Genomic DNA, 17921 nt, shown 5'->3' on the forward strand with positions numbered 1-17921 from the left:
GATGCAACTGGTTGAGCGCCATCTCATTCACCCAACCGATCCTCGCTATGCGGCCATAGATGCCGCCTCCTTTGCGTCCAAAAACCTGTACAATTTGGCGAACTACCACATGCGCCAATCCTTTATCAAGACAGGCAAGTACCTGGGCTATGTCGAGGTTTATCACCTGGTCAAGCACACCGATGCCTACCAAGCCTTGCCTCGTAAAGTAAGCAATGATATCCTTCGGCTTCTTGACAAGAACTGGAAGTCCTTTCGCAAAGGGCTTGCAGCCTGGTTTGAAGACCCCTCAAAGTTCTTAGGCCGTCCCAAATTGCCCAAGTACAAAGACAAGCAAAAAGGGCGCAATATCCTCGTGTACGATCTGCAAGCCCTCTCAAAGAGGGCGCTCAAACAAGGGAGCATGGCGCCATCTCAACTGGGAATCGAGATTCCTACCAAACAGACCCACGTCAAACAAGTCCGCATCGTCCCTCGCATCGGCTTCTAAGTCGTGGAAGTTGTCTACGAGCAAGAACCCAAACAGGCAGCGGCTGATCCCTTGCTCGTCGCTGGTATTGACATTGGGGTGAACAACTTGGCAACGCTAACGCGCAAACAAAGCAGGCTTTGCGCCTCTGCTGGTTAACGGGCGTCCGCTCAAGAGCATCAACCAATGGTACAACAAAGAACGTGCAAGGTTCCCAAGCCATCTCAGCAAACACAAGCGCTACACCTCCACTCGCTTAGAGTGCCTCACGAACAAGCGCACACGCAAAATTGACCACTACTTGCACACCCAGAGTCATCGCGTCATCGAACATCTGGTTGAGGAAGGGGTCGGGACGCTCGCCATCGGGAAGAATGCCAACTGGAAGCAAGAGGCCAACCTGGGCAAGCGTACCAACCAGCAGTTTGTTCAAATCCCTTTCGCTCGCTTCATTGACATGCTCCGCTATAAGGCGGAGCTGGTAGGGATACGCGTCATTCTACAAGAGGAAAGCCACACAAGCAAATGCAGCTTTCTTGATCTTGAGCCAATTTGCCATCATGAGCGCTATGTGGGTAAGCGGGTCAAACGAGGATTATTCTGTGCCAGCACTGGCAGACGTCTCAATGCTGATGTGAATGGCAGCCTCAACATTATCCGAAAAGCAATCCCCAACTCCTTCGGGCAGGGGATAGAGGGCGTGGCAGTCCGTCCCGTGGGTGCTCCCACAAACTGAGCAATGCTTGTCATTGTTTAGGTGAACTGTTTCAGCAGTTGCTGATTGCGCCGGTGCGAGATCACTCCCTATGTGTTTGTACAGATGTCGGTGAAGCCAGAGGCAGTGTGATCGTGAACGTCGTTCCACGTCCCACCTGGCTCTCGACGTCTATCGAACCTCCATGCGCTCGGACCACCCAGTCCGCAATTGAGAGTCCCAACCCGCTGCCCCTGGCTGCCCGCCAGCCCACCGGATCAGCGCGATAGAAACGCTCGAAGATATGCGGTATGTCTTGCTCGGCGATGCCAATGCCGGTATCGCGCACTACAAGACGCGCCACTAATGCGTGTGTTTCAACGCTAAGCGTGACCTTGCCACCAGCGTTGGTATAGGTGAGTGCGTTATCTACCACTCCCATTATTACTTGAATGAGACGCACGGTATCACCCTGGATGGTGGCTGGTGCGATCTTCTGAACCTGCAGATCGATGCCACGCTCGATTGCCAGGAGCTCCATTGTCTCGCAGACATCAAGGGTCAGCAGGTCCAACCGCACCGGCTCACGCTCGATCGGCATCTGTTCCTCGTCTGCTCGCGCCAGGGAGAGCAGATCGTTGATTAAGTGCCCCAATCGCTCGGACTCAGCGTTAATCTCACGCAAGGCTGTGATGCACTCCTCGAAAGCGCGTGGTTCTTCCAGCGCCACATCGGTGAAGCTGCGGATGACAGCGACGGGCGTGCGCAATTCGTGCGAGGCATCTGCGACAAAACGGCGTTGTTGTGTAAATGCCTGTTCCAGTCGCCCGATCATCTCGTTAAAAGTCAGGGCAAGCTCGTGTACTTCGTCCCTGGCCCGAGGAATCGGCACGCGTCGGTGAAGATCGCCTGCCTCGATTTCGCGCGTTGTGCGAGTGAGATAGAGGACCGGTCTGAATGCTCGTTTTGCAAGCCAGTAACTGCCAATTGCGCCGAGTAGCAGCATAAAAGGAGTAATCACAAGCAAGACAATGGCAACGCTCTGCAATGTGGACGTCAGTTGTGTTAGCGACTCGCCGACCTGGAGAACTCCAAAGACCGTTCCGTTGTCGGAGAGGGCAACGCTGTACACGCGCACGGCCTGTCCATTGTGAGCGGTGAGAGTGCCTTGCCAGGCACTTCCATGCAGGGGGCTGGTGAAACTGTTCGAAGGTAATGAGAGAGCATGAAAGGCAGGCGAAATGTAGGTTGTTTGCCCTTTTGCATCGAGTATGCGCACCAGCGTGCCGAAGTTCACGTCCGATTGCGAACCCAGTTGTTTTGCTTTGGTTGTTCCCTGACCTTGATTTTCAGGTGTTGCGGTGGCATCAAGTCCCGGCAATTCGCCCGTGACATCCTGAATGACGATGTTGCCGCTGTCATTGGAAACACCTCCGGCAATCTGCTGCGCTCGTAGCTGCAGTGCGGAATCAAGGCCCGAGGCCAGAAATGTATAAAGCGTTGTGTAGAAGATGAGGCTAAAGAGGAGAATCAGCAAAGTGAATATTGCGGTGTACCACAACGTCAATTGGACCCGAATGCCGGGTGGGCGTATTTGCTGCAGACGTTCTATCATGAAGCAGGCTCCTTAAGCTGGTATCCCGCTCCACGAATCGTGTGAATCACGTCCGGCTCATGGTTTTCACAGAGCTTGCGCCGCAAATAGCGGATATAGACATCAATCACATTGGAAAGATGCTCGGTCTCACAATCCCACACGTGTTCTGCAATCATCGTTCGGCTGAGTACCTGGCGCGGGTGGCGCATCAGGTATTCCAGCAGTGCATACTCTTTGTTATTTAAGGGGATCATGCGCTCTCCACGCCGCGCTTCATGCGTCCTCGTGTCCAGCATGATGTCCAGAAAGCATAATGCAGCCGTCTTGGTGGTACTTTCACGACGCAGCAGGGCGCGGATACGCGCCTCCAACTCCCGGAACGCAAAGGGTTTCGTGAGGTAATCGTCCGCGCCGGTATCTAACCCCGTTACCCGATGATCCAACTCGCCAAGCGCCGTCAAGAGGAGGATGGGCATTGTCCGCCGGTGATTGCGCAACTGACTGCAGACCTCGAAGCCATTGAGTCGCGGCAACAGCACATCCAGCACGATCAGATCATACGGTGTGGTCGTCCCCATCAACACCGCGTCTTCTCCATCGAGTGCCAGATCAACGGCATAATGGTGTTTTTCCAATCCTTTCTTCAGGCTGGGTCCCAGGCGTGGATCATCCTCGACCACGAGAATACGCATAGCTATTTCTCCTTTCGTCATTGGGTGTGTGCATGCTCTGCTGGATTGCGGGATCACACATCATTTCCCACATATCGCAGTCTGGCAAACGCTTTCTTCATGGCAGTATCTGGACGCACTGTTCTCCATGCCTCTTTCAACATACCCCGCCACCCACTGCTATGTACCTGCGCTAATGCCCAGAGAACGCGAGGAAGCGCCTGCCTTTGGCTGACGATCAAGTAACGAGCTTCCCAGGTAGGCTGAAATTTCGATTTGAAGGTAGCGAGTGAACGATAGGGACCGAGAAAGATTCCCCGCTGGTGCAGGGAGGCGGCCCACCGTTCCAGAAGGGAGGCAGAGCGTATGTGCGATTTCTGCTCATCGGCATTGTATGTTGTCAGCAGTGTCTCTTCCCCCACCCCTCTCAAGGGAGCCAGGCCAAGCGACATCCGCGTATAGCCGTGCGCCTGCGCCCATTCGACCGCATGGACTATGAGTAGCTCCATCGCACCCGGAGGCGTCCTGTTTCCTCGACGCATAGCATCAAGCGCCCAGCCATTGGCAGCGTAAAGGGGGGTCCAGGTGAGAAATGCTACGACCTCGCCCCGCGAATCGACCGCGACCACAGTCAGTACATCTTCTGACCAATCAGCAGGAAAGCGTCCCATGCTGAAGCCCATTTGTGCCTGCGCGTTTCGTGCACCTAACCACTCCGTAGAGATTCGCTGCATACCTGCAAAGACTGCCTGAGGGAGGGTCTCTCCCAGCCAACAGTGTACGGAGAGACCCTCCCGTCTGGCACGAGTAACAGCGTGACGCACGGGCGCGCCCTGTTTCCCCTTAATCGTGAAGCGAGGAATCTCGATGATGGCTTCCTCTCCAATCTTATAGGCAGACAACCCGACTTCCTGACAGAGGCAATGGGATTGGCCACTGGCCTGATACAGGGCAATGGACCAGTCCTGCTGGCGGCAAAACGCCAGGAACGCCCGCAACACCTGGGCATGTTCTTCTTGTGGTCCGATGGGATCGCCGAGGGCCAGGGCCACTCCCTCGGCAACGCGGTAGGCGATGACCGTTCTCCCCGTCTCAGACCAGAAGTAGCTCTTATCTCTGCCGAGCGCGAAGTGGACGGTCGCGAGGCCGCCGTAGCGACGTGCAATCTCATACACGCGGGCATGTTCCTGCTCCAAGCGTGGACGAGCGGAGTAGACGGGGTGCAAGACCCGGATTACCCCGTATCCCAGGATCAGAAACGTTAGCAAGTGGAGCAGGATGAGCACTCCCGGCCATCCTATTGCCAGCCAGGACTGGCTCGCCCTTATATGTCCTGCTGCACATCCCAAACCCAATACCAACGCGATATATCCCTGAATCGATGCCCTTATGTCGCTGCGCGTCGGAAAGAGTGGGGCCAGGGCAAGCGAGAGGATGAGCAGGGTGAGCGCCAGCAACATTGTGCTGCGATCAAAGTGGCTTTCCAGCGCACTTGTCAGCGACAACGTCAGGAGACCCACGGACAACCACCATGCCTGCCGCTTCCCTCGTACCAAAGCGCGGGCTATCAGTAATAAGAGGATGCCTGTCACGATCAAACCGTCTCGCTCCCACACCTGACCTCCGAGATCGAGTAAAGGCTCTGTCACTACTATACTATCCCACGGAAGCTCGATCACCAACGTCATCAAATTGGTCACCGCTATGATGACGAGCACTGCGGCTAAAAGGCCGCGACCGATTACCATGAGGGTCTGCCTCGTTTTATCTTGCGCTAGCGCAAACATCGATTCCCCTCTCTCACTGGCTTGACACTTTCCCTATTCACAAGGGAAGCGATACAGAATACAACAGTGTGCATCTGGAAAAACGCAGCCCCTCTCTCACAGATATGAGCATAGTCCATCCCGGCCTGATCTGAGCATAGGAGGTGAAAATGAGACCTCCATGAAAAAGGCGCCATTTCTAGCACCCCACAAAATTTCATGTTCATCTCATAAATGGGCAGTACGGTATGTGACACGTGTCCAAGCTTACAAAAATGGGAGAAGGCGCGTGGTAACGCCTGCGACGCCTTCAGGCGAACAATCGCGAGGGCCTTCTCATCTGTCACATGCCGCTTGGCGAGCTTCAATATGACAGAGAAATGAAGGAGTTTTCCATGAAGATGACCAGAGTGAGAAAGCACAGTCTTCTCATTATCCTGACGCTCTGCCTCGTCATCCTTGCGGGATGCGGAGGTGCGAGCAGCATGTTACCAGCATCAACCCCTGTGCCAACACAGTCAGGGCCAGCCTCGAAAGAGCAACCGGTCCCGGTTGTCAGCGGCTCTCAGATAAGTGGAAGTGATATTCCAGATACGCAGGCCTTTGTAACCTCTACATCTTCAACTGGCCACTATCAATTAGAGGTACCAGAGGGGTGGGCGCAGACAAGCAACGGAGCGAATGTCAGCTTCACCAGCAATCTAAACGCATTGCAAGTAACACTCACAAATGCCACTTCTCAACCCAGCGCCAGCACGGTACGCAATGATCAGGTACCAACATTACAACAGACCGGGCGGGCCATACGTGATGTAAAAGTGCGGGACGTGCAACTGCCCAACGGACCGGCCACTCTCATTACCTATACCTCAAACTCTGACCCCAACTCTGTGACGAACAAGCAGGTACGCCTGGAAAATAACCGGTATCTGTTCTATCACAACGGCAAACTTGCCACGCTCACACTATCAGCTCCTGTCGGTGCTGATAATGTCGATCAATGGGCGCGCATTGCCAGAAGCTTTAAGTGGGTGTAGTACTATGAACGTTCTCGAAGCAGTTGATCTCTATCGTTTTTATCATAGTGGTGAGGAAGAGACGCTCGCGCTGCGGGGCGTCAGCCTGCATGTCCAGACCGGTGAGATCGTCGCTGTAATGGGGCCGTCGGGCAGCGGCAAGTCCACGCTCCTGTCCTGCCTAGCCGGATTAGATGAACCCGACGGTGGTCATGTTGTCTTGATGGGGAAGCGACTAACGCACAAACCCGAATCCGTCCGCGCCGCGATGCGCGCAGCTGAAATCGGTATTCTGCTCCAGTCGCGCAACCTATTCGAGCATCTTTCCGTGATTGAGAATATGCGTTTGCAGATGCATCTCGCGCGTAAGTTCGACAGGCAGCGCCTCGACAGCCTGATAGACCTGGTTGGTCTTACCCATCGTCGCCACGCGCGCCCCTCGCAACTTTCCGGTGGGGAAGCCGCACGTGCTGGCCTGGCCGTCGCGTTGTCCACCAATCCACACGTGCTGCTAGCCGATGAGCCGACTGGAGAAGTGGACGCGGAAACCGAGCAGGACATTGTACGATTGTTTACGTCTCTTCGTCAGCAGGGGGGCGCGACACTGATTGTGACACATAGTGATGAATTGGCCGCGCAGGCTGACCGCATTGTTCGTTTGCTCGATGGGAGGGTCATTAATGGATGAAGTACTTGTCCGCACTGATCAGGTTGGGCGCACTTATTCACAAGGAAAAACGCCCGTAGTGGCTCTCTCGTCTGCCACCTGTGCCATTCTTCCTGGTGCTCGTATTGCTCTCATGGGGCCTTCAGGAGGTGGCAAATCCACCCTGCTTCATTTGCTAGCCGGACTTGATACACCGACCTCTGGCAGCATTACCTGGCCGATGCTTGGCGCGCGCGAAACCTTGCGCCCGCTGAAGATTGGCCTGGTCTTCCAGGTACCGAGCCTCCTGGCTCCGCTGACGGTTGTGGAGAACGTGGAGATCCCTCTGCTGCTTGGGCAGGGGAGCACCGAGAAAGCACGAGCGGCGGCTCTTGACGCTCTCGACCGCATCGGACTGCGTTCCATTGGGGAGAAACTCCCTGAAGAACTCTCCGGTGGTCAGGCGCAGCGGGTTGCTGTCGCGCGCGCGCTGGCCACTTATCCTAAACTGTTGCTTGCTGATGAACCAACAGGTCAGCTAGACCATCCGACGGCGCAGCAGTTGTTTGATGTTCTCCTGGAGTCACTTGAAGGGACGGAGACTGCCCTCGTCGTCGCAACGCACGATAGGATCGTGGCCGAGCGCATGAACACAATATGGCACATGCATCATGGTCTGTTGGAGGTACAAGCGTAATGCTGACAATGCTCTGGCTCAAAGGCTTACTCGCCTACCGTTTTGGGCGCTTATTGGGAGCAATAGTGGGTGTTGCACTTACTGTTGCCCTACTGACTTCGATTGGCGTCTTCATCGCTTCCAGTTCGGCCTCGATGACGCAGCGCTCAGCAGCAGGCGTGCCTGTGGACTGGCAGGTACAGTTTGCTCCTGGCACCGATGCGAATACGATCGCGAATGCTATCGGCAAATCCACCAGCTATACGGTATTAGAGCAGGTGGGATACGCCAATACTGCCGGTTTCAACGCCAATGCCGGGGCAACGCTGCAAACCACCGGCCCCGGTAAAGTGGTTGGGCTTAGTTCGACGTACCGCCAGCACTTTCCTACGCAGTTGCGTCTGCTGTTTGGGTCGTTGGATGGGGTACTTGTGGCCCAGCAAACGGCTTCCAATCTCCATGTCACTGCAGGTGATACGGTGAAGATTCAGCGCGTAGGACTGCCTGCGGTGAATGTGAAAATTGCGGGTGTGGTTGACCTTCCCAACGCGGATTCGTTCTTCCAGGCGGTAGGTGTTCCTACTAATGCTGCGCCACAGGCGCCGCCAGATAATGTTCTTATCCTGCCTGCCGGTCAGTGGCACCAGGTATTCGATCCGCAAGCTGTAGTACGTCCTGATTCGGTGCGCCTGCAATTTCACGTCAGAATCACGCGCGATTTGCCAACCGATCCCAACAGTGCGTTTCTCTATGCTGAGCAACTGGCGAACAATCTTGAGGTCCGTGTTGCTGGCAGCGCTATCATCGGAAACAACCTGGCTGCGCGCCTGGATAGCGTACGCAAGGATGCTCTCTACGCGTTGGTACTCTTCTTATTCCTGGGGCTGCCAGGCGTTATCCTGGCCATGCTGCTCACCCTGGCTGTAGCTGCCTCCGGCATAGAGAGACGACGCTATGAGCAGGCGTTGTTACGTACTCGCGGGGCGTCTCTTTCACACATACTGAACCTGTCGGTGCTGGAAGCGACCTTTGTTGGACTGGGTGGTGTCGCGCTGGGTATCGGGCTGGCCTTCTTTGCCGCCGGAACCATTGCATCCGTTGGCCTGTTCTCAAGCACAACCTCGCTATTCTGGACGATCAACGCCTCGCTCGTCGGCTTTATCCTGGCAATTGTTGCCGTTGTCTATCCTGCCTGGATGCAGGCATCCAGGGCGACGGTTATGGCAGCACGTGCTGTTGTAGGTCGTGGGCACAAACCATTGTGGCGGCGCGTATATCTCGATGTAATTTTGCTGGTAATTGCAGGGACTATCTTCTGGCGCACCGCCAGCACTGGCTACCAGGTTGTCCTCGCTCCAGAAGGCGTGCCAGCAACCTCGGTGGCATATGAGACGTTTCTCGCCCCCCTGTGTCTCTGGATTGGTGTGGCGTTACTGGCGATGCGTCTGTGTGGGGGGGGGCTTGAGCATGGTCGTCGAGTCCTTGCGGCCCTGTTGCGTCCCATCGCCCAGAAACTTTCTGGTGTTGTCTCTGCGTCACTAGGGCGCCAGTCCCTGCGTATTGCTCGTGGCGCGGTGCTGGTCGCACTAGCCTTTTCCTTCGCCACCTCCACGGCGGTCTTCAACACGACCTATAATGCGCAAGCGCGCATAGATGCTGAGCTTACTAATGGCGCGGATGTGACGGTGATGGGTTCGACGACGTTCGCGCCCAGTAGTCTGCTATCGCAATTGAAGGCATTGCCGGGCGCGGCTGCCGTACAGACCATGCAACATCGCTTCGCCTACGTCGGCAGCGACCTGCAGGATATGTACGGCATTGATCCCATACATATCGGTGACGCTACCCACCTCTCCAATGCCTTCTTCGCTCAAGGGGATGCGCGGGCAACCCTGGCGGCGCTTGCAGCACACCCAGACGCCATCCTGGTTTCCGAGGAAACAATGACCAATTACCAATTGCATGTGGGTGATCAGATCAACCTGCGACTGCTAAATGTGAATGATCATCTCTACCATGTAGTAACATTCCACTTTCTAGAAGTGGTGCGAGAGTTTCCGACCGCGCCGAAAGACTCCTTCATGGTTGCGAACGCGAGCTATATCGCGCAGCAGACGGGCAGCAACGCGGCAGAGATTGTACTGATGCGTGCCAATGGGAATCCCACAGACCTGGCCCTGCAAACACGGAACGTGATCGGCACACTTCCAGGTGCCAGAGTGACTGATATTGGCTCAACACAGCGATTGATCGGTTCCAGCCTTATGGCGGTAGATCTGCGTGGTCTCACAGCCCTCGAGTTGAGCTTTGCAATCCTCCTGGTAGCGGGAGCAACGGGCCTGATCCTGGCGCTGGGATTGGCCGAACGACGGCGTACCTTTGCGCTCCTCGCCGCGCTGGGCGCAAAAAGCCACCAGGTCGGTGCGTTTCTATGGGGCGAAGGAGTCGTAATCCAGGTGAGCGGAGGCATCATCGGAATAGTGCTGGGCTTCGGCATCGCCCAGATGCTCGTGACGATCCTCACCGGAGTGTTCGATCCGCCGCCAGAGGCGCTCTCCATTCCCTGGATCTACCTGGTCTTGATGGCGGCAGCCTCAATTGTTTCCATGATCGTAGCCGTTCTCGGTATGCAAGTCGCCTCTCGCCGTCCGGCAGTAGAAGCACTACGCGATCTCTAGCCTCCTTTGGTCGATTGTGCATATGACATGCGCTGCATAGCCAGCGCATGTCACGAGCCCAAAATCGCCCATTCTCACAGCAACAGATCACTGATCCATCAAGTCCTGGCCATACCCGGCTGGTGTTTTTACCGGCTCGCGAGCGAAGGTGCTCTGAGGATCAACCAAAAGGTGCTCTGCTGGTATGGCTGCCTCGGCGCGGGGAGCTGGCTCTTTTCTTGTGATTGTCACATAGATCACCGTTAGGAAGATAACACCCAGAAAGAGCGCGCTGGTCAGCGTCGTGCCCAAGCCCAAACCTCCATCGTCGCGTGCCTGGGAAAGATAATCACCGAGCGACGCCCCCAGAGGCCGTGTGACAATATAAGCGATCCAGAAAGCCAGGATGGCGTTCAGCTTGAAACGCAAGTGAGCAAGTGTCACCATGGCAATCACCACCCCGAAGAGCAGGGCTGAGACCGTGTAACCCAGATTGAAGCGCTCTGCCAGCAGGTCGCCTGCCGCTGTGCCCAGAGCGAAGGTGAACAGGATGGCCAACCAGTAGAAGCTCTCCCTGCGTCGCGTGTAAATCGTATGGACGGAGAGCGTTTTTTCGCTGGCATACCAGAGCGCGAACGTGGCCAGCAGAACAATGCCAAAAACACCAGTCGCAGTCTCCAGGGAGACACCCAGATTGTCGGTCAGATTATCGGTGATCAACGTTCCAACAATGCTGATCAGCACGACTGCCAGCCAGTAGATACCTGGGATGTACCTGCGCGTAGCGAACTGGAAAAGGAAAACAACGCCTAAAATGCCGGACATGGCAACCGTCGTCCCTGTCAGGCCTAAATGCAACTGGACATTCAGAAAGTCAGCTACAGTCTCTCCAACGGTCGTGCAAAAGACTTTAATAATCCAGAAAGAAAGCGTAATTTCGGGAACTTTATTGAGTAGATGGCGATCTTGCGCAAGAACATCGCTCTTTTGCCCGTACCTCAAACGATTCATAAAATAAGGGGATCTCCTCCTTTGGCAAATGAAGAAGGAGAGCGACAAATATATCTATGAACCAGCACAATGGGTTGATTCCAGCTATTTCCTCTTCTACCTTCTCTTCTCATTATACTCCCTTATGAAAATGAGAAAGCGACATATTCTGACTTTGCTGGTCATTCCTTCCTTTTGATCTTGTTTCAGGCATCATCAAAAGTGCATTTGAGCCAGGGAGGTGCCGGTGGAGAGATTCGCGAGCGCCTCCCCGCCCTTTTTTCGCCGCTGTCCGCCAGGGCCCTTCCCATGCGGCGCGAGGGGAATCACCGCTCGTCGGCGTGCATCCTAATCCGCTGGCGTCCGGCGGCTTTGCCGTCAATTTGCCGTCAAATTTGGACCATATCTTATTTGATGAGTTTTATTTTTGCAACACAGCCTTGTATCCTGCCCAGGTCAGCATTGAGTGGTGCCTCGGCTAACTTAGCTCTGAAACTGAACTACTGCCCAACGTCTCGACCTCTCTCAGACCATTCTGCTTCTCCTTGTGCTGATGGCCAACGGAGTGGTGGTAATACACGTTCTATCTCTGAACGTTGAGCTTCGAGCCAGGGCGGTAGCTGGAGTTGCGTTCCCAGGCGCTCAGCCGACTCATCAATAGTAAAGCCTGGGAGATCGGTAGCGATCTCAAAGAGCACACTACCAGGTTCAGGAAAGTATATGGAGTGGAAATACTTACGATCCCGTATGGATGTAACGTTGAGATCGTTTCCAACAAGAATATCGTGCCATGCTTGCTGGACTTCATCTGTCGCAGCGCGTAGTGCAACATGGTGCACCGTTCCCGCTGCAACTGCCCCACGCCAGAAGCCTGCGGTATGACGTACATCGAGTCTCGCTCTGTTTTCCTCTGCTCCAAATTCGTAGCGAAACACATTCTGTTTTTCAGCAATCAATCGAAAGCCTAGAATGTCGCTCAAGACATGATTTGTCTGCTCATAATCATCTTCCCAGATCGTAACACCTGCGATACCACGAATAGCATGTTCAGGAGGGATCGCCTGACCCTTCCAACCGAGACGCTCTTGAATGCCTGGACGCGCGACGAGTTCCACAACCAATCCATCTGGATCGCGGAGTGAGATGACCTGTTCATCAAAGCGAGTGGTGGGTCCTTTGTACTCAATGCCATATTCGATCAAGCGGCCAATCCAATAGCCGAGAGAAGACCGAGGAATCGCGAAAGCAGTAGCGTTAACCTGTCCCGTTCCTTGCCGTCCACGAGGGGCTCCAGGCCAGGCAAAGAAGGTCATGATCGTACCCGGGTGTCCCACATTATCTCCATAGTACAGGTGATAAGCACTGGGGTCATCAAAATTGACGGTCACTTTGATCAGCCGTAATCCAAAGAAGCCAGTGTAGAAGTCAACATTGCGCTGTGCATCGCTCGTAATCGCTGTGACATGATGAATACCGAGAAGATTGTTTTGCATCATTGTTCCTGCACTTTTTCGGATATAAGTATCTCCGGGAGAGCACTCGATCTGTGAACAGTTTGTTGAGTAGCACGTAGGCAAGGATGAGGGAGAAGCATTTCTCTCCCTCATCCTTGCGCATCAAAAGTGCCCCTAGTATAACACGATTGACAACTACGCTGTTGCCACCTCAGTGAGGAACCAGCGGCGCTTCTCCGTCTCATCTAAGAGATTCTCTAGCACGCTGGTGGTGGCGATATCATGGCATTCCTCGCTGATGGTATGGGCCTGGCGCAGAAGTTGGAGCAGAATTTTGGTGTCCAACAATACATGCTGCACCATTTCTGACGCGGAAATATCTGTGGCATCATCATCCTCGATCCGTTGCAGATGGCTGACCTGCCCAATGCTGCGGATGGTCGTTCCACCAATGCTGCGCACACGCTCAGCCAACACATCAATCGAAGCGAAGAGGGCCTGTGCTTGCTCATCAAAGAGCAGGTGGTAGTCACGAAAATGTGGCCCCGATACGTGCCAGTGATAACTTTTTGTTTTGACAAAGAGCGCAGTCGTCGTCGCGATGACATGATTGAGGATATCGGTGACCGCCTGTATTTGCAGAGACGTGAGGTCTGCTTCGGCTTCTAACCCCAACGCTGATGTCTGAGCAGGTGTTCGCGTTTCTTGTAGTGTTTTCGTCATAGGTTTTCTCCTCTAGGCGCTTACTCTCTCTTCTCCAGAGCCTTCAAGGCATGCTCTTTCACACAGATCATACCTGGATCATACTGTTTTTCCATAGATCGTTATCCATCGTTTGGCAGTCATTTTGATGAGACCGGTGAGCAGTGCAGATAATGATATGAGGTATTGATGGCAAAACGACTGCTAGACGACACGTAACGACCGTTTCTTCCAGGTAGAGAGCAGGTATGATCTTGAGTCAGTGACCCCATCGCTGAAGCGAGGGGCTTGCGTCTGGACTCCACCGCAACTCGGCATACCTTGAGAGGCGTGCCGCTTTGGCTTCGCTGTCCGACGTATCAGGGGCTACCGACAACAGCCCCGTTCTGGCCCAGTCTTGCCAAACCAGAAGCGTTCGCAGCACCAGATTCCTCGCTCCCACCAGATCCGCATGGAGCGTGTAGTGGCAGTTCTGACAGACAAAGACGAGGCCCTTGCCTGGCCGATTGGCCCGCGCGGTGTGCCCGCACCTGGGGCAAGCCTGGCTGCTGTAATCGGCATCGACTTTGGTGGCCACTGAGCCGGCGAGCATCGCCTTGTAGGCAATCATGGCCTGCAGTTGGGCAAAGGACCATTGGGAGCGCCGCCGGTTTTCCCTGCGCTGCTTGGGGGAGACCAGCTCGCTGCTTTTGCCTTGCTTTGTGCGCCGGTGCCTCTTTGGCTTGGTGCGCTCTCGAATGTTTGTTAGCTCTTCCAGCCCGATGAGGGACGCGGGGTGCCTGTGGATGATGCGCTTGGAAATGCAGTGGTTGGTCTCAGCTTTCAACCGTCTCTCTCGCTGCTCAATCGCACGCACTTTGCGCATTGCGCCGCGAGTGCCTTTCTGCTGAAGTCGTTTTCTCAGGCGGGTGTAGTGGTCAGCTTGGGCAACCGCCTCTTTGCCCAAAAAGAAGAGAGGATCACCCGAGCCAGTAGTGGTCGAGGTCACCGCCAGGTACCGCCGTCCGACGTCCACCCCAACCACTTGGGGGAGGTCGCCTGGCTCGGGGTCGGGCAGTTCCAGGGAGAGCGCCACCAGCAAGTAGAAGCGCTTTTTCCGCTGGTCATACCACAACTGCGCCGTACCGATGGAGGTTCCCTGCTCGATGAGGGCCACATGGCGCTCGTAGCCGCTGTAGGGAAGGATCAGCCGACCGGAGAGGGTCAGGACCGAAACGCGCTGCTCGGTTTTGAAGCCGTAGTCCCGGCCCTGCTGATAGGTCACGGTGGGAGAGAGATAGCGGGGCGGCTGGTCGAGTCCTTTGTAGCGTTTCTTGGTCACCCCGGCCTTGCGGCTGGCGGCATGCTTTTTGTATTTGGTCCACAAGCCCTTGTAGGTCGCTCCTACCTGGCGAGGGACAGAACAGGCCATCTGCGCCGGCAAGGCGTAGAGCACCCGAAGCTCTTGATAGGTGCCCTCCTGTTGCGGGGCAGCGAACCGGAAAGGCTCCCCCTCCGTTGCCCCACTCCGACAAGGAACGCCTGCTTCCTCCCCGCGTTTGAAAACGGGGGCATCCGCAGGCGATGTCCGGTGAAGGGAGGGATATGCCGACTAGCCATCAATCGGCATATCCCTGGCACTTGAATCTCCTATGAGCACCTCAAGGATACGTCGAGAAACATCCCTTCCTGGGGAGAAGAGGAAGCTAATACCCAGCAGGGCAGTGTTCTCTATACTGTTTTTTTGCAGTGATGGTCTGGATAATGGGATTCTGGAAAGCAAAATGAAGCAATGCATAGCAGTATCTACTACGTTCTGAGCAGCGAGGGAAGGAATATGTCTAGTCTGGGTAGTAGGCAACACCAGGCCTTGATGCCCTCATCGCTCGATATGCCAGACGCGGTCCTGGCACAACAAGCCCTGGCGGGAAATCAACTGGCTTTTGAAGCCATGGTCCAGCGGTACCAGAAACCGCTCTTCAATTTTATCTACAAGCAGCTCGGTGACTATGATCAGGCGTGCGATGTGTTGCAACATGTCTTGTTGCGCTTCGCAACGTTCCTGCCTCTCCTGGAACGCAATCGCTCCTTCAAGTCCTGGCTCTTTCGAGTCGCGCGAAATTGTTGTGTTGATGAACTGCGACGGAGAAGCAGGCATGCGCTTCCATTCTCACAGGTGGAGGTCTATGAGGATGTGCTCGAGGAACAGTCAATCTTGCTTGAGATCCCCGATCAGCGTCCTTCTCCTGAAGAAATGGCGGAAAGGCGGGAGACCCAGTTGCTCTTACAAGAGGCGATTGGCTCCCTTCCTCCCACGTTTCGTGCTATTGTCTGGCTGCGTTATGCCTATCAGCCATCGTTCGCTGAGATTGGCAAAGTGCTCAATATGCCAGCGGTCACTGTGAGTACCTACTTTCGACGGGCGAAGGTACTCCTACGCCAGCGACTCGAAACGCAAGTATAACGCTATTGCATTTTTTACATTACTACACCATCTACGACTGTCATAAAAACGACGCCTAAACGATACATAACGACCTTTGAAAAAGGTCGTTCCAAGGGTATACTCTTTATTGAAGAGATATCGTGTGCTAATACAGGTAACGAGAAGGAGCATCTATCTATGGAAAAATGGCCTGCATTACCGTTCGATGACTGGAGAGATACCTGCGAGACGTTGCATCTATGGACACAGATCGTTGGCAAAGTCCGGTTGGCGTTGAGTCCTCACATCAATCACTGGTGGCACATCCCTCTTTATGTCACAGCACGTGGTTTAACAACCGCTTCCACACCTTATGAAGAAGGTCTCTTCGAAATCCAGTTTGATTTTATCGATCACCAGTTGCTCATACTGACGAGTGAGGGGGCGACAGCGACGATCCCGCTCTCCCCGCGCTCGGTAGCTACATTTTACCGGGAGGTCATGACCTCGCTGCATGATCTTGGGATAGATGTGGAGATCAATACCCTTCCCAATGAGATCAAGAACCCTATCCGTTTTGAGGAGGACGAGGTGCATGCCTCGTATGACCCTCTCTATGTTGAGCGCTTCTGGCATCTGCTCGTTGAGACCGACAAGGTCTTAAAGCGCTATCGCTCCCAATTTCTTGGCAAAAGTAGCCTCATTCATTTCTTCTGGGGAAGCTTTGACCTGGCGCTGACCTTTTTCTCGGGGCGGCGTGCTCCAGAGCGGGAGGGAGCTGATCCTATTACGCGCGAGGCGTATTCGCACGAGGTCATCAGTTGTGGCTTCTGGCCTGGGAATGCAAGTTTTCCCCATCCAGCATTCTATTCCTACACAGCCCCAGTACCATCCGGATTGGAGAGAGCATCTATTCGTCCAGAAGTGGCATTTTATAGCCAGGAGATGGGAGAATTCTTTTTGCGGTACGAGGATATACGCACAACGGACACACCCGCCCAGATGATGCTAGATTTTTTCCAATCGACCTACGAGGCTGGAGCAAACCTGGCACGTTGGGATCGCGCAACCCTGGAAAGAGGAAGCTGAAACCCATCTCAGTTCAACGATGGGATGAACACATCAAGCAAACTACCAACACAACATACTCTTCCATTTCACAGACAACAAGGAGGAAAACATCTATGTCAACAGAGGTCAAGGTCGCGATCATCTACTATAGTGCGACCGGGTCAACCTACCAGCTGGCTCTGGCTGTGGAAGAAGGCGCAAAAGGCGCAGGTGCCCATACGCGGTTACGGGAAGTCGAGGAACTGGCTCCGAAAGAGGCGATTGCCACCAACCAGGGTTGGGCTGCACATCGGAAAATGACGCAGCATATCGCGATGGCAACGCTTGCAGATCTCGAATGGGCTGATGCCATCATCTTTGGCACGCCAACCCGTTTCGGTCTGCCTGCCGCTCAGTTGAAACAGTTCATTGATCGCACAGGCAAGCTCTGGTCACAGGGCAAACTCGCCAATAAGATTGCGTCGAGCTTTAGTAGTTCTGGGACCGCGCATGGTGGACAAGAAACAACCATTACCGCTTTGAATAATGTCTTCTACCACTGGGGCGCGATTATCGTTCCTCCTGGCTATCTTGATCCTATACAATTCCAGGTTGGCAATCCCTATGGAGTCTCCTACACATCGAACAATGGCTCGGTCCCACCTGATGAGAGCGCACTCGCGGCCGCGAGATTTCAGGGGCAACGCGTGACCGAAGTCGCTGCGCGTTTTGTTAGTGGACGAGCTCCAGTTGCGCCCTAATAGAAGAGAGGGCATCTATTGCTGATCAACGTGTGGAGCATCACTGAAAAATGAACTGGAGAAGGGAAGCATATGGCAAAGCAGTGTACACATTTGGATCAAATACAGGAAGTCACGCCAAGTGCCAATGGATGTGAGGAGTGTTTGAAAACGGGAGATACGTGGGTGCATCTGCGCCTCTGTCTTTCGTGCGGACATGTTGGCTGTTGTGATTCCTCAAAAAACAAACATGCCACCAGGCATTTTCACACGACACAACATCCACTCATTGCGTCGCTCGAACCGGGAGAAAATTGGGGGTGGTGTTATGTCGATGAGGTGGCTTTCGAATTCGCAGATAACGAAGAATGATCAGAGGAGAACAATCC

At 54.4% G+C, this 17921-nt stretch carries 14 protein-coding genes and 2 pseudogenes; 9 read left to right on the plus strand and 7 right to left on the minus strand.

Annotation, left to right across the window (positions count from 1 at the left end; all coding sequences use genetic code 11):
* Position 1: 1 nt before the first annotated feature.
* Positions 2 to 1205: pseudogene (locus KRAC_RS79060) on the plus strand (RNA-guided endonuclease InsQ/TnpB family protein).
* A gap of 61 nt (positions 1206 to 1266) precedes the next feature.
* Here the strand turns inward: KRAC_RS79060 and KRAC_RS36605 are convergent.
* Genes KRAC_RS36605 through KRAC_RS36615 form a run of 3 tightly spaced genes read right to left on the minus strand, consistent with a single transcriptional unit; the run spans position 1267 to position 5218 of the window.
* A complete protein-coding gene (locus KRAC_RS36605; protein WP_007916173.1) occupies positions 1267 to 2778 on the minus strand; it encodes a sensor histidine kinase in 1512 nt (503 codons plus the stop codon).
* Positions 2775 to 3452 (minus strand): response regulator transcription factor, encoded by a 678-nt coding sequence (locus KRAC_RS36610; RefSeq protein WP_007916174.1) that lies wholly within the window; start codon positions 3450 to 3452, stop codon positions 2775 to 2777. Before KRAC_RS36610 ends, KRAC_RS36605 begins: the two co-directional genes overlap by 4 nt.
* Before the next feature lie 53 nt (positions 3453 to 3505).
* Entirely contained in the window at positions 3506 to 5218 is a 1713-nt protein-coding gene (locus KRAC_RS36615) for a bifunctional lysylphosphatidylglycerol flippase/synthetase MprF (protein ID WP_007916175.1), read from the minus strand.
* 380 nt (positions 5219 to 5598) lie between these two features.
* Between KRAC_RS36615 and KRAC_RS36625 the strand changes: the two genes are divergently transcribed.
* Genes KRAC_RS36625 through KRAC_RS36640 form a run of 4 tightly spaced genes read left to right on the plus strand, consistent with a single transcriptional unit; the run spans position 5599 to position 10213 of the window.
* Positions 5599 to 6234 (plus strand): hypothetical protein, encoded by a 636-nt coding sequence (locus KRAC_RS36625; RefSeq protein WP_211221380.1) that lies wholly within the window; start codon positions 5599 to 5601, stop codon positions 6232 to 6234.
* 4 nt (positions 6235 to 6238) lie between these two features.
* Positions 6239 to 6901 carry an ABC transporter ATP-binding protein gene (locus tag KRAC_RS36630; protein WP_007916177.1) on the plus strand — a complete coding sequence of 221 codons (663 nt, stop codon included), beginning with the start codon at positions 6239 to 6241 and terminating at the stop codon, positions 6899 to 6901.
* Positions 6894 to 7556 (plus strand): ABC transporter ATP-binding protein, encoded by a 663-nt coding sequence (locus KRAC_RS36635; protein WP_007916178.1) that lies wholly within the window; start codon positions 6894 to 6896, stop codon positions 7554 to 7556. Before KRAC_RS36630 ends, KRAC_RS36635 begins: the two co-directional genes overlap by 8 nt.
* Positions 7556 to 10213 (plus strand): FtsX-like permease family protein, encoded by a 2658-nt coding sequence (locus KRAC_RS36640; RefSeq protein WP_007916179.1) that lies wholly within the window; start codon positions 7556 to 7558, stop codon positions 10211 to 10213. The genes KRAC_RS36635 and KRAC_RS36640 overlap by 1 nt, the downstream gene beginning before the upstream one ends.
* 87 nt (positions 10214 to 10300) lie before the next feature.
* Here KRAC_RS36640 and KRAC_RS36645 read toward each other — a convergent pair whose 3' ends face one another.
* From KRAC_RS36645 to KRAC_RS36660, 4 genes and pseudogenes are all read right to left on the minus strand, one after another.
* Positions 10301 to 11203: a COG4705 family protein gene (locus tag KRAC_RS36645; RefSeq protein ID WP_007916181.1), complete on the minus strand. Its 903-nt coding sequence runs from the start codon at positions 11201 to 11203 to the stop codon at positions 10301 to 10303.
* Positions 11204 to 11682: 479 nt separating this feature from the next.
* Entirely contained in the window at positions 11683 to 12678 is a 996-nt protein-coding gene (locus KRAC_RS36650) for a ring-cleaving dioxygenase (RefSeq protein ID WP_157507503.1), read from the minus strand.
* A 153-nt stretch (positions 12679 to 12831) separates the two neighbouring features.
* Entirely contained in the window at positions 12832 to 13359 is a 528-nt protein-coding gene (locus tag KRAC_RS36655; RefSeq protein WP_007916188.1) for a Dps family protein, read from the minus strand.
* A gap of 238 nt (positions 13360 to 13597) precedes the next feature.
* Positions 13598 to 14800: pseudogene (locus tag KRAC_RS36660) on the minus strand (RNA-guided endonuclease TnpB family protein); the annotation flags it as partial.
* Between the two features lie 354 nt (positions 14801 to 15154).
* On the opposite strand from KRAC_RS36660, the gene KRAC_RS36665 reads away from it, so the two are divergent.
* From KRAC_RS36665 to KRAC_RS66965, 4 genes are all read left to right on the plus strand, one after another.
* On the plus strand, positions 15155 to 15781 hold the full coding sequence (locus tag KRAC_RS36665) for an RNA polymerase sigma factor (protein WP_007916192.1): 627 nt from the start codon (positions 15155 to 15157) through the stop codon (positions 15779 to 15781).
* Between the two features lie 159 nt (positions 15782 to 15940).
* Positions 15941 to 16831 (plus strand): DUF5996 family protein, encoded by an 891-nt coding sequence (locus KRAC_RS36670; protein WP_007916193.1) that lies wholly within the window; start codon positions 15941 to 15943, stop codon positions 16829 to 16831.
* 95 nt (positions 16832 to 16926) lie between these two features.
* A complete protein-coding gene (gene wrbA, locus KRAC_RS36675; protein WP_007916195.1) occupies positions 16927 to 17553 on the plus strand; it encodes an NAD(P)H:quinone oxidoreductase in 627 nt (208 codons plus the stop codon).
* Between the two features lie 72 nt (positions 17554 to 17625).
* A complete protein-coding gene (locus KRAC_RS66965) occupies positions 17626 to 17904 on the plus strand; it encodes a ubiquitin carboxyl-terminal hydrolase 14 (RefSeq protein ID WP_007916196.1) in 279 nt (92 codons plus the stop codon).
* Positions 17905 to 17921 lie beyond the last annotated feature (17 nt).

This window comes from Ktedonobacter racemifer DSM 44963 (assembly GCF_000178855.1).
GTDB lineage: Bacteria > Chloroflexota > Ktedonobacteria > Ktedonobacterales > Ktedonobacteraceae > Ktedonobacter > Ktedonobacter racemifer.